Raw genomic sequence first — 12,824 nt, forward strand, 5'->3', positions numbered from 1 at the left:
TGATAATGAAAGATTTGCTTTTATATGTCCACACTCACTACAAGTCTTTGATGATGGATACCATGTATCAGCTTCGATAAACTCAATTCCATTGAACTCACATTTATATTGAATTTGTCTTTTAAACTCATATAAGCATTGTTGTGCAATAGCTTTTGATAAATGCTTATTTTTCATCATCCCTTTAATGTTAAGTATTTCCATAACAACTCTTGATGGCTTGGTTTTCACTATCATGTTCGTTGCTTGGTGACTATGATTACTTCTTATATTTGCTAATCTTCTATGAAGTAATTTAATCTGCTTTTCGATTTTTATAATATTACTTGTTTTGACAAACTTACTCCCTTCTTTATTTTTTAGGTATTTACTAGATACCCTACGCTGTAATCTACGTAGCCTTTTTTCAAGTTGCTTTACAACTCTTTTTTTATTAATATTTTTAAAAATCATTCCATTGGAGCATATAGCAAGGTCTTTAATTCCAACGTCAATGCCTATACTCTCATTTGTTAATTCTACTATTGGTTTTTCTTTTTCTATTCCTACTGATATGAACCAATACTTACCATCAAAACTTATTCGTGGATTAGTATATTTACAATTCATAGGGATTGAACTTTTCTTTATAGTTATCCACCCAACTTTTTCAATTAATACTAAACTTTCTTTGACTTTAATCTTTGCTGTGTCATTATAGAAAGACGGTTTAGACTTTCTTCGGCTCTTGAATCGTGGTCTATCAGCTAACCCTTTGAAAAATTTCTTATAAGCTTCACAACCATCTTTAACAGCTTGTTTAGCCACATTGTTAGATACTTCATTAAGCCAATTAAATTGTGTTTTCTTTAAGATAGTTAATTCTTTTCTTAAATCACCATCAGATATAAACTTTCCACCATTCTTATAGTTTTCTTCTTGATTTGCAAGTGTCCAATTATAAATAAATCTTGCAGTACCCACTGACTGCCATAATTTTTGTTCCTGATCTTTAGTTGGATATAATCTAACTTTCTTCCCCAGGATCACTCTCTAACAACTCCTTAATCATCTTCTTAGCTTTATTTGCTTTTTTACCTTGAAGGCTACAACTAAAAACTGTAACAATAAATATTAGAATAAACTATACATACTATTCTAATGTTTTATAATATTTTAGTTGCTGTTGCCATACCTCCTTTTGTTATCTTTTGTATTCTATTATATAATTCTTTTAATATTTTAGGAAGAAAATTAAATTATATAAAGATAATATTTGGTTTTTTAACAGTTGTATATAAATTTATTTTCAATAAATTTATATACAACTCTTTTTTTTAATTCAATACTTCTATATACTTTTCTGTATCCTTTGTAATTAAATAAAAGCAACAAGGATGAGTAATAGAAAATACTGCTGGAATACCGTCAGTAATATGGTCGATAATTCCTATGCAATTATTCCATTCTGGATTGAAGTCATGTATCTTTACAATCATACCTAAATTATACATATACCCCTCCTATATTATTAAAATTTATAAGAATAAATTATTTTTTATATAATGGTGTCACTTAAGCTATTATTTATAGCTAAGATTTCTTTATAGTACTATTCTATGAAAAATAATTATAAACTCTACAATTTTAATCATCACCAGTTTTAATAATTTTATACAAGTTTAATTAATAATTAAACTTGTATAAGTAGAAACTAATATAGTCCTATAGGATGGCAGTTTTTATTTGATTGATTTGAATAAGAAAGTAGAGGTTTATTTTCATGAATAAAATTTCACTTTATGATATAATACAATAAATATATTTAAATGAGCATTGTGAATACATATGCAAAATAATGTGTATTTATTTATAAAATAGAGGAGGTCCACAATTAAGATGATTAATATTATTAACCAAAAAATGCTTTTAGTGAAAAATCAAGAATTAATAGAAGCAAATGAAAAAATAAACATTGATGACTTAAACAGAAAATTCTTTGATGAAGGCAATGAAAGATTAAATGAAGATGATTTTGAATTATCAAAGGCCCAAAAGAAAACTATGGCTTTTAATATTTTAGAAAATCATAATTTATCAGGAAATATGGAAAATTTGAAACTTAAATTTGATACAATAGCTTCTCATGATATAACTTTTGTAGGAATTATACAAACAGCTAAAGCATGTGGACTTGAGAAATTCCCTATGGAGTATGTACTAACAAATTGTCATAATAGTTTATGTGCTGTTGGGGGAACAATTAATGAAGATGACCACTTATTTGGATTATCAGCAGCTAAAAAATATGGTGGGACTTATGTTCCAGCTCATCAAGCGGTAATACATCAATATATGAGAGAAATGATGGCAGGATGCGGAAAAATGATTTTAGGCTCTGATAGTCATACTAGATATGGAGCATTGGGAACTATGGCAATGGGGGAAGGTGGTCCAGAGCTAGTAAAACAATTGCTAAAAAGAACCTACGACATAAAAAATCCAGAAATAATAGCAGTATATCTTGAAAATGAGCCTAAAGCATATGTAGGACCTCAAGATGTTGCTTTATCAATTATAAAAGAAGTATTCAAAACAGGCTTTGTTAAGAATAAAGTTATGGAATTTGTTGGACCAGGGATTTCAAAATTAACTGTTGACTTCAGAAACGGAGTAGATGTAATGACTACTGAAACAACTTGTTTATCAAGTATATGGTGTACTGATGACAAGGTTAGAGAATATCTTAAAGTTCATGGAAGAGAAAATGAATACAAAGAAATCATGCCAGGAAAAGTGGCTTGTTATGATGGAGTAATAAAAGTAGATTTAAGCAAAATTGAGCCTGTTATTGCATTACCTTTCCATCCAAGCAATGTATTTTCAATAAAAGAATTAAATGCAAATCCTTATGAAATACTAAGAAGTGTGGAAGAAGATGCAAAACAATTATTCAAAAATTCTAATTTGAATTTCAAATTAACTAATAAAATTAAAGATGGTAAAATTCATGTTGATCAAGGTATTATTGCTGGGTGTGCAGGTGGAACTTATGAGAATATAAGTATAGCTGGTGAAATGCTTGCTGATAAATTTATAGGTTCTGATGAGTTTTCATTAATGGTATATCCTTCAAGTCAACCTGTTAATTTTGAACTTAATAAAAATGGAACAATTAATAAATTACTAGAAACAGGAGCAATTGTTAAAACAGCTTTCTGTGGGCCTTGTTTTGGAGCTGGAGATACTCCGTCTAATAATGCTTTAAGTATTAGACATACAACTAGAAATTTCCCTAATAGAGAAGGATCAAAACCAAAGGATGGTCAAATTTCTTCAGTAGCATTAATGGATTCAAGATCTATTGCAGCTACAGCAATAAATAAGGGGATTTTAACATCAGCAGAAGATTGTCCGACAATTAATGAAGTTAGAGAATATAGTTTCAATGATAAAATATATAAAAATCGTGTTTATTCAGGATTTAATAAAGTTGATGATAAATCAGAATTGCTTTTCGGACCAAATATAAAACCATGGCCAGAAATGATCGAGATAACTGATAATCTTTTACTTAAAGTTGCATGTGTTATAAAAGATGAAGTAACAACTACAGACGAATTGATTCCTTCAGGAGAAACATCTTCTTATAGATCAGATCCTTTTAAACTTGCTGAGTTTACCTTAAGTAGAAAAGATCCAGAGTACGTGAATAGAGCAAAATCAATTAAAAAGATTGAAGATGATAGAATAAATGTAGTTGAAAACAATGTAGAAGTAACTGAAGAAATAGAAAAAATATTTAACATTTTAAAGACAGGTAAATCTGTTGAAGAATTAATAAAAAACACATCACTAGGAAGTGTTATTTATGCAAATAAACCAGGTGATGGTTCAGCTAGAGAACAAGCAGCTTCCTGTCAAAAAGTTCTAGGTGGTTGGGCTAATATAGCTATAGAGTATGCAACAAAGAGATACAGAAGTAATTGCATAAATTGGGGTATGGTTCCTTTTAAAACTAAAGAAAAAAATATAGTTTTAAAAAATAATGAATATATATTTATCCCAGGAATTAAAGTAGCTTTAGAAAATGGCGAAAATGAGGTAGAGGCATTTATTATTGGGGAAAATAATGATACTAGAAAATTAACCTTATACATTGATGATCTTACTAAAGATGAGCGAGAAATTATACTTTCAGGATGCTTGATAAATTATTATAAAACACACTAATTTTTGGCCACTTCTGTTATATTTGTAGAAGTGGCTTTAAAAATGAGTAGTATTTACTAAAACAAATATGGGGGAAAAAGATGAAACTTCTAAGACAATTAGGAATTATATTAGGAATTGCACTATTAGGAGAACTTATTAGTAAAACATTGAGTTTGCCTATACCTGGCAATGTATTAGGCATGGTTATATTATTAATTCTTCTTTTTTTGAAAATTGTTAAAATAGAAATGATAGAGTCGTTAAGTAATTTCTTACTAGGGTATTTAGCATTTTTCTTTATACCGGCAGCAGTTGGGTTAATTGCAAATTTAGATTTACTAAAAGAACAAGGAATAGCTATTTTAACAATATGCGTGATTTCAACTATTATAGCTATAGTAGTTACAGGATTAACAATACAATTTATAAAAAGGTGGTTAAAAATATGATGCAAATAATTGATACGCCTTTCTTTGGGGTTCTAATTTGTATAATAGCTTTTGAAATAGGATTATTTATAAATAAAAAAACTAAGAATGTTATATTAAATCCTCTTTTGATAAGTATTAGTCTTATAATATTTTTGTTACTTAAATTCAATATATCTTTAGAAACTTTTAATAAAGGTGGAAGTTTGATATCTTTTTTTCTAACTCCAGCAACTGTAATATTAGCAGTTCCTTTATATAAGAAATTCAACATTTTTAAAGCTAATGCATTACCAATAATTATTGGAATAACCGTAGGGTCATTTTCAGTTATTTTAAGTGTTGTAATGTTATCCAAGCTCTTTGGATTGCAGGACAGTATACTAAGGTCTTTAATGCCAAAATCAATAACAACACCTATAGGTATAGAAGTAGCAAAACAAATAGGCGGAATTCCATCTATAACAACAACAGCTATCATTATTACAGGAATTGTCGGAGCAATTTTTGGACCAAATATATGTAAAATTTTCAAAATAAAAGACGAAGTTGCAGTAGGAATAGCCATGGGAACAGCAGCACATGCTATCGGAACATCAAAAGCTATTGAAATGGGAGAAGTACAAGGTGCAATGAGTGGAATTGCTATAGGAATAGCAGGACTTATTACGGTTATATTGGTTCCTATAATAATTATTTTTATATAAGACAGTTAAGGATGACAATTTGTCATCCTTTGATTTTTGGAAGGAATACTATTTATAAAAATGAACTTTTTAATACTTATAATACTCTTATATATGAAAGCATAATTAATACAATTTTAATAGTTATTTATAGAAAGAAGGTGAGGGTTTGGATATTGAAGAGCTAGTGAAAAAATCAAAAGAAGGCGATAAGAATGCATTGGTTCAGCTTATAATGTTAAATAAGCGAGACTATTATAAAATTGCTTATGTTTTTATGAAAAATAATGAAGATGCAATGGATGTAATGGAAGATATGATTGTGATATTATATGAAAATATTCATAAGCTTAGAGATGAAAAAGCTTTTGATAGGTGGAGCAAAACAATTTTGGTTAATTGCTGCAAAAATACATTGAGAAAAAAGAAAAAAATAATTTTATTGGAAAACATAAAAGAAGATATATACGAAGAAGATTTTCAAAGTAAAGAAAAGGGAATTATATTAGAAGAACATTTATCTAAACTTAATGAAAAGCATAGAGAAGTAATAAAATTACGGTATTATTTAGATATGGATTATAAAACTATAGCTAATATTGTTAAAGTACCAGTTGGGACTGTAAAATCTCGTATATCTAATGGACTAAAAAAATTGAAGGAAAGTTTGGGAGGTGAAAATTTATGAAAAATATAGAAGAGCTGTTAAAGAATAATAAAATTAAGCTAGATAAAATAAATGTGCCAGATGAACTGGAAAATAGATTAATGGGTGCGCTGGAAAAACAATCATTAAAGAATAAATATAATAATAAATTAATGATGAAGGTGGCATCTATATTAATAGTATTTATACTTGTAGGGTACAATTTTGATACACTAGCTTACTATAGCAAAAAAATTATAGGATTTGACCAAATAATGAGTGAGTCATTGAAAAAATTAAATGAAAATGGAAAAGGACAAATTATAAACAAAAGTTTTACCTTTAGTAATGGAATTATAGTGACTTTAGATGGAATTATGGTGGATGATAATCAGTTATTATTATTCTACACCGAAAAAAAAGCTGATAAAAGTATAAATGAAAATACAATTGTATCTTCTATGATGTCTATAAATGGCTTTATGGGAAATCTACAGGTTTCATCAGGAGAAGGACAATTAAGCGACGATGAGAATGAAATCAAATGGATAATGAAATTTGAATCACCTAATTTTTATCAGAAAAAATTAAAATGGACATTTGAGGTTAATAATGATGGGAAAATAGAGAGTGGGGAGATATCTTTTACTTTGGATAGAAACAAGGCTATGGGGCATACGTTGAAAAACAAATTAAATGAAACTGTAAAATTAGAAGATAGAGAAATAAAATTTGATTCAATATTGGCATCTTCAACAACTACAGTTATTAAGGGAACTATACAAAACTTTTTAGACCTAGCTTTTGATCAATTAAGTGGAGAAAGAATTAGACCAGAACAAGTAGAGTTTGAGTTAATTGCAAATGGAGAAGAGTTACAATGGCAGGGTTCAGGAATGAGTACCAATTTCAAGGGCATAAAATTTCATAAAGAATTTGAACCTTTACCTGAAGAATTGAAAAATTTGCAACTAAAGATTAAAGGTTTTATAGCAGATTATGATGTAGATGAAAAAGTTAAAATAAATAAAAAGGATGATAATGTAACTTTTCAGGTTGAAGGTCAAAATATAGAAATAGAGAAAATCTATGAATCAAAGGATGAAACTTTTATTACTATAACAACAGAAGAGAAGGTGGTTCTTTCAAGAGTTTATTTAATTGTAGATGGTAAAAAAATAGAACTTCAGGATACGGATTCAGATGAGGAACAAAAAAATCAGCTTGGAATTATAACACATACAAGAACACTTAGGTTCCTTGGCACAGGAGAAAATTTGCAATTAAGTATTGAGAGAATAAGATATAATAAAAGTATAAACACAATCATTGATATACCTATAAAGTAAGAAAAGAATTTCAAAGATATAATAGGTAATAAGTATTTATATTTTGTATAAAGGGCTTCAGAAAAATTTGTTAACAGTATAGAAACATTTTTAACACTTCATTGTCACATAACTATATTATTATATTAATAACAGATAAATAAAAAAACTTATCCCTCCCTAAAATAAGTTTAATACAAAACCCACACTGATAAAATAATAGTGTGGGTTTATTTTGTTGGGGAAAACCCATAAAATATGATATGGATACTAGGTGAAATTATAGTAATATTTACAAAAAAAATTATGAATGGTATAATTTATATTAATAAATCTTATAAAAGGGTGGTACAATATGATTCCAATAATTATTTCTATTGTAAGTGTTTTGGTAGGTATAGCATTAATTTTATGGCTGGCAGGCTTTAGGATTATTTCAAATGACAAAATCGCAGTAGTTGAAAAATGGTGGTCTCCTAAAGGTAATTTGGAAGAAAGAATTATTGCATTAAATGGTGAGGCAGGATATCAACCACAAGTTTTAAGAGGAGGAATACATTTTTTATCCCCATTAATGTACAAAATCCATAAATGTCCATTTGTAACTGTACCTCAAGGAGAAATTGCTTATGTTTTCTCAAGAGATGGAAAACCGCTTGATCCAACTCAAACATTGGGACAAGTAGTTCCCCAATGCAATAATTTTCAAAATGTGAGAGCATTTATGGAAAATGGAGGTCAAAAAGGACCACAAAGAGGGATAGTCAGAGAAGGTACTTATATTTTCAATCTTGCTCAATTTATAGTTATAACTAATGAAAAAACTTATTATCTTCCCCTTGGAAGTAATGATGATTATAAAACAATTAATAAAATGGCTGAGATTTTAAGAGAAAGAGATGCTTTTAAACCTATAGTAATAAAAGGCGTGGATGATAAGGTAGGTATAGTTACAGTTCATGATGGACCTTCTTTAAATAAGGATGATATTATAGCACCAGCGGTAGGAGATGTTTCATCAGAAAGTGAAAAATATCATAATAATTTCCAAGATCCTGAAAAATTTTTAATTGCAGGCGGATTTAGAGGAAGACAACACCAAGTTTTAGTTGAAGGAACATATTTTATAAATAGATTATTTGCAACTGTTCAGCTTATAGAGAAAATTACTGTAGAGGTTGGATTTGTAGGTGTTGTTGTTTCCTACATTGGACCTAAAGGAGAAGATTCTACTGGGGTAGGATATAGCCATGGAGAACTTGTTGAAAATGGTTATAGAGGGGTTTGGGCTAAAGCTTTAATGCCAGGTAAATATGCATTTAATACTTATGCTGGTAAGGTTATAATGGTCCCAACAACTAACATAATTTTGAAATGGATAAGTAATCAAAGAGGAACTCATAATTTTGATGAAAATTTAAAGGAAGTAAGCTTAATAACAAAGGATGCTTTTCAACCGTCACTTCCTTTATCAGTAGTGCTTCATATTGATTATAAAAAAGCTCCTTTGGTAATCCAACGATTTGGAGATATAAAGAAATTAGTTGATCAAACTCTAGATCCAATGGTATCAGCTTATTTTAAAAATATTGGACAAACTAAAACTTTAATTCAGCTTATTCAAGAAAGAAGCGAAATTCAAATGACAGCTTCTAGTGAAATGAAAGAAAAATTTGGTCACTACAATTTAGACTTAGAAGAAGTTTTAATTGGAACTCCATCTGCATCTGAAAATGATAATAAAATAGAAGATATTTTAACTCAACTTAGAGAAAGACAAATTGCTATGGAACAAATTGAAACTTATACTATGCAGCAAAAGGCGGCAGATAAGGAAAAAGAATTAAAAGAATCTCAGTCAAGGGCGGCTCAACAAAGATTCTTAACAGAATCAGAAATAAATATTCAAATTCAAGGAAATGAAGGTAAAGCAGAATTTCAAAGAGCACTTCAAGAAGCTTCTAAAATTAAAGCTATTGCAGAAGCGGAAGCAGAAAAAGAAGCTAGAATTGGTATAGGTAAAGCCATAGCTATTGATGAACAAGTAAAAGCTTATGGCGGACCACAATATCAAGTTGCTCAAGAAATTATGAGTAAGTTTACTCAAGCTATTGAAAAATCAAAAATAAATATAGTTCCAAATACTTTGGTGAATATGGGGAATTCAGATTCTGGAAGTGGAAATGTTTTTGAAATGCTTTTGGGTCTTTTGGTAAGTGAAAAATTAGGAGTAAATTTTGATATGAATAAAGATAATGAAGATACAAGGGTTTTGAAAATAAAAGAAGCTATATTAAAATCTATGGAAGAAGAAGAGACAGAGCAGTAAAATATTAAAAAACAAAAGGAGATATATAACTAATGAATAAAGAAATTCAAATTGACAAAGCATCGAAAGAATTAATAATAAGAGAGATTAAAAGATTCTTTTATGAAGAAAGAGATGAAGACCTTGGCGAATTAGCAGCTATGTTATATTTGGACTTCGTTATGGAAAATATTGCACCAGAGATTTATAATATAGGGGTGAAAGACAGTATATCTTTTATGACAGATAAAATTGATGATATGTATGGTTTAGAAATACGTAAAAGATAATTAGAAAAACTTGTGATAATTAATTAACAATTTAGAAACATTTTCAACACTTAGTTGTAACATAACTATATTATTATAATAATAACAAATAAATAAAAAACTTATCCCCCTAAAATAAGTTATAATATTAAACCCACACTTCTTAAAAAAAGTGTGGGTTTGTTTTTTTAGTTAGTACTATCTAACATAAGATTTTTATCACTATAAAAAATTTCTTCATCTATTTCATTTTCGCTTTTGGCAACAATTAAAGTAACCACAGCATCCCCAGTTACATTAACAACAGTACGGCACATATCAAGGATTCTATCCACGCCTATAATAAGAGCAATTCCCTCTACAGGTAGTCCTACTGAAGTAAGTACCATAGATAAAGTAATCATGCCAACTCCAGGAACACCAGCAGTTCCAATGGAAGCTAAAGTTGCAGTTAATATTACAGTTAAAAGCTGAGATAAAGTTAAATCTACATTAAAAATTTGAGAAATAAATACAGTGGCAACTCCTTGCATAATAGCGGTACCATCCATATTTACAGTAGCACCAAGTGGAAGAGTAAATCCAAAAATACTTTTATGAACACCAAAGTTTTTTTCAACGGTTTCCATGGTAACAGGCAAGGTTGCATTAGAACTAGAGGTACTAAAAGCAAGAGTCATAACATTCCAGAATTTTTTGAAGAAAATTATTGGATTTAGTTTTGTGAAGATAACTAAACTACCTGTATAAACTACAGTTAAATGAACAAATAAAGCTAATAATATAGTAATCATATATAAACTCAATTTAATTAAAGAGTCAAATCCAAGAGTAGCAGCAACCTTTAGTATCAAAGAAAATACACCAATAGGAGCCATTAGCATAACTATATCAATCATTTTTAAAACTAGGTGATTCATAGAATCGAATAAATCTAAAATAATTTTAGACTTTTGTTTTGGAATACTGTTAATGGAAACGCCAAGAAGTAAGCTGAAAACTATAACTTGTAGCATATTACCTTCTACCATTGATTGCAGTGGATTTGTAGGAACCATACCTACTAATATATCAATAAAATTAACAGCTTCACTTACTTCATAAGCAGCGTTACCAGAAGTTAAAGAGCTATTTGACCCAGGTTGAATCATTAGTGCAAAAGATAATCCTATAGTTATTGCAAGAGCAGTAGTTGATAAGTAGAAAATTAGAGTTTTAGCTCCAACTCTCCCAAGCTTTTTTATATCACTTATTTGAGTTACACCATTTACCAAAGATATAAACACCATAGGTACAACCAACATTTTTATAGCATTGATAAATATTTTACCAATAGGAGCAAAAGCATAGCTTTCTAATAACTTGTATAAATTTTGTGGTAGTAAAGAAATTTCAGGATTAAAAAGCAATCCTATAATAAGACCAAGTACCATTGCAAGAATAATTTTCGTGGATAATTTAGTTTTTTTCATTTGTTTATTCATATTTTATTTCCCCCATAGATATAATATTTTGTGAATAATTGCATTTTATAGACAAACTTTACGCATGAATTAATAGTTAAAGTGGAATGACTTGAATATTGATTTATGAAAGTATGAGCATAAAATTATGCATTTCATAAATTAAACTCAAGATGAAATTGTATCATACATAAGCTTGAAAATCAAATAATGCAATAAATGATTATGCAACTTGCGTTTTTATAAAATCCAGATAAGGAAATTAAAAACTTATTTTACTAAAACAAGTTAAATAGTAAGTGAAAGTTTAGTTGAAAAATTGTAATATTTATTATAAACTGAGATTATAATAAATAAGTTGTAAGTATTTACAGTGTTATTCTATGGTATAGGAGGTGAAATAAAATGAGTAATTTTAAATTATATAAATCAACAACGGATAAGAAAATTTCTGGTGTTTGTGGTGGATTAGCTGAGAATTTAGGAGTTGACCCGTCTATTGTAAGAATAGTTTGGGCAGTAATAAGTATTTTTTATGGAATAGGTATTATACTTTATATAATTGCTGCATTGATTTTACCAGAAAAACGACCAGAGGATTATGAAGGAAGAATACAAAAACCTAATAATGATTTTTCAAACAAAGAAAAATCACCAGAAACAAAAGTAACTGATGTTAATTTTAAAGAAGTCAAAAGTTATGATGATGTACAACAGTAAAAAAACTACACGAAAGTGTAGTTTTTGTTCAATGTAATAAAAAAATAATATAAGTTTTAATTAAGGGGATGAACTAGTGAGCAATAATATAACCGTTCTACCAGTAGTTATATATTTAGTAATTAAACTTACATATATATTTAAAGGGAGGGCTTTTATTACTTATATATCTGAGTTCGAAGGTTTAGTGTTAATGTATTGTGCAGCTCCTATTGTGAATTTAAATCTTTTTAAAAATATTCAGTCAAAAGGAACTCTATCATTTATATCAGCTATAGTACCTTTAGTTATCTTCATGATTTATTTTATTATATCTAGATCAAGAGCTTATAAATTATTAATACATAATGTGGCTATGAAATTGTTTATGGATAAATTTGAAGACTTACTAATTAAACATAATATTCAATTTGCAAAGGAAAAATATAAATTGGTATTAAATAATAAAGTGATTGTTTATTTTAGTGGGGAATCAATAATTATTAAAAACTATAAAGAGATACCTTTACTAAATGAAATGATCAAAGATTTTAAATATGAACTAAAAAGTATGCCTACTAGAAAGAAAAATATATCTATTGCTTTTGATATACTTTTTTTGGTGATGTTTTCACTTCCTATATTAATTAGTTTATTTTTTATTTTCTAGTTTTTATTTTAATGATATTCTAAAAAACTATGATGTTTTTTAATTTGATATTGATAACTTTATAAGTTTTGGTAAAATGATGTTATAGATACTAATAAGTATGCTTAAGGATATTCATTTAGAAGAATTAAAA

12 protein-coding genes and 1 pseudogene are annotated in these 12,824 nt (G+C 28.2%); 9 read left to right on the plus strand and 4 right to left on the minus strand.

Annotated elements, in window-relative coordinates; all coding sequences use genetic code 11:
* The 3 genes and pseudogenes from BUB83_RS15135 to BUB83_RS22025 all read right to left on the minus strand — a co-directional run.
* On the minus strand, positions 1–1,029 hold a 1,029-nt coding region (locus BUB83_RS15135), incomplete at its 3' end, for an RNA-guided endonuclease InsQ/TnpB family protein (protein ID WP_073339380.1).
* Positions 1,007–1,117, minus strand: a pseudogene (locus BUB83_RS15140) (IS607 family transposase); the annotation flags it as partial. The gene BUB83_RS15135 and the pseudogene BUB83_RS15140, both read right to left, overlap by 23 nt.
* Before the next feature lie 199 nt (positions 1,118–1,316).
* Positions 1,317–1,493 (minus strand): hypothetical protein, encoded by a 177-nt coding sequence (locus BUB83_RS22025; protein WP_159434100.1) that lies wholly within the window; start codon positions 1,491–1,493, stop codon positions 1,317–1,319.
* A gap of 385 nt (positions 1,494–1,878) precedes the next feature.
* Between BUB83_RS22025 and BUB83_RS15145 the strand changes: the two genes are divergently transcribed.
* The 7 genes from BUB83_RS15145 to BUB83_RS15175 all read left to right on the plus strand — a co-directional run bounded on the left by BUB83_RS15145 (position 1,879) and on the right by BUB83_RS15175 (position 9,880).
* Positions 1,879–4,212: a hydratase gene (locus BUB83_RS15145; RefSeq protein WP_073339382.1), complete on the plus strand. Its 2,334-nt coding sequence runs from the start codon at positions 1,879–1,881 to the stop codon at positions 4,210–4,212.
* 80 nt (positions 4,213–4,292) lie between these two features.
* Positions 4,293–4,643: a CidA/LrgA family protein gene (locus tag BUB83_RS15150; protein ID WP_073339383.1), complete on the plus strand. Its 351-nt coding sequence runs from the start codon at positions 4,293–4,295 to the stop codon at positions 4,641–4,643.
* Positions 4,640–5,329: an LrgB family protein gene (locus BUB83_RS15155; protein ID WP_073339385.1), complete on the plus strand. Its 690-nt coding sequence runs from the start codon at positions 4,640–4,642 to the stop codon at positions 5,327–5,329. Before BUB83_RS15150 ends, BUB83_RS15155 begins: the two co-directional genes overlap by 4 nt.
* 148 nt (positions 5,330–5,477) lie before the next feature.
* Positions 5,478–5,996: an RNA polymerase sigma factor gene (locus BUB83_RS15160; RefSeq protein WP_073339386.1), complete on the plus strand. Its 519-nt coding sequence runs from the start codon at positions 5,478–5,480 to the stop codon at positions 5,994–5,996.
* Complete coding sequence (locus BUB83_RS15165; protein ID WP_073339388.1) at positions 5,993–7,303, plus strand: DUF4179 domain-containing protein; 1,311 nt, start codon at positions 5,993–5,995, stop codon at positions 7,301–7,303. The genes BUB83_RS15160 and BUB83_RS15165 overlap by 4 nt, the downstream gene beginning before the upstream one ends.
* 334 nt (positions 7,304–7,637) lie before the next feature.
* Positions 7,638–9,611, plus strand: a complete 1,974-nt coding sequence (locus BUB83_RS15170; RefSeq protein WP_073339389.1) for an SPFH domain-containing protein — start codon at positions 7,638–7,640, stop codon at positions 9,609–9,611.
* A gap of 32 nt (positions 9,612–9,643) precedes the next feature.
* On the plus strand, positions 9,644–9,880 hold the full coding sequence (locus tag BUB83_RS15175) for a DUF2164 domain-containing protein (RefSeq protein ID WP_073339391.1): 237 nt from the start codon (positions 9,644–9,646) through the stop codon (positions 9,878–9,880).
* A gap of 167 nt (positions 9,881–10,047) precedes the next feature.
* Here the strand turns inward: BUB83_RS15175 and BUB83_RS15180 are convergent, their stop codons facing one another.
* Complete coding sequence (locus BUB83_RS15180; protein ID WP_073339392.1) at positions 10,048–11,343, minus strand: dicarboxylate/amino acid:cation symporter; 1,296 nt, start codon at positions 11,341–11,343, stop codon at positions 10,048–10,050.
* A 384-nt stretch (positions 11,344–11,727) separates the two neighbouring features.
* Between BUB83_RS15180 and BUB83_RS22860 the strand changes: the two genes are divergently transcribed.
* Together BUB83_RS22860 and BUB83_RS15190 are read left to right on the plus strand one after the other, a co-directional pair.
* Positions 11,728–12,042, plus strand: coding sequence for a PspC domain-containing protein (locus BUB83_RS22860; RefSeq protein WP_073339393.1), 315 nt, complete (start codon positions 11,728–11,730; stop codon positions 12,040–12,042).
* 76 nt (positions 12,043–12,118) lie between these two features.
* On the plus strand, positions 12,119–12,691 hold the full coding sequence (locus BUB83_RS15190) for a hypothetical protein (RefSeq protein ID WP_073339394.1): 573 nt from the start codon (positions 12,119–12,121) through the stop codon (positions 12,689–12,691).
* Positions 12,692–12,824 lie beyond the last annotated feature (133 nt).

The organism is Clostridium grantii DSM 8605 (assembly GCF_900129965.1).
GTDB classification, from domain to species: Bacteria; Bacillota; Clostridia; order Clostridiales; family Clostridiaceae; genus Clostridium_AF; species Clostridium_AF grantii.

Coding starts and splice junctions, on each gene's coding strand:
- BUB83_RS15165 (WP_073339388.1), top strand. CDS start 5,993: ATGAAAAATATAGAAGAGCTGTTAAAGAATAATAAAATTAAGCTAGAT.
- BUB83_RS22025 (WP_159434100.1), bottom strand. CDS start 1,493: ATGTATAATTTAGGTATGATTGTAAAGATACATGACTTCAATCCAGAA.
- BUB83_RS15180 (WP_073339392.1), bottom strand. CDS start 11,343: ATGAATAAACAAATGAAAAAAACTAAATTATCCACGAAAATTATTCTT.
- BUB83_RS15145 (WP_073339382.1), top strand. CDS start 1,879: ATGATTAATATTATTAACCAAAAAATGCTTTTAGTGAAAAATCAAGAA.
- BUB83_RS15170 (WP_073339389.1), top strand. CDS start 7,638: ATGATTCCAATAATTATTTCTATTGTAAGTGTTTTGGTAGGTATAGCA.
- BUB83_RS22860 (WP_073339393.1), top strand. CDS start 11,728: ATGAGTAATTTTAAATTATATAAATCAACAACGGATAAGAAAATTTCT.
- BUB83_RS15150 (WP_073339383.1), top strand. CDS start 4,293: ATGAAACTTCTAAGACAATTAGGAATTATATTAGGAATTGCACTATTA.
- BUB83_RS15155 (WP_073339385.1), top strand. CDS start 4,640: ATGATGCAAATAATTGATACGCCTTTCTTTGGGGTTCTAATTTGTATA.
- BUB83_RS15175 (WP_073339391.1), top strand. CDS start 9,644: ATGAATAAAGAAATTCAAATTGACAAAGCATCGAAAGAATTAATAATA.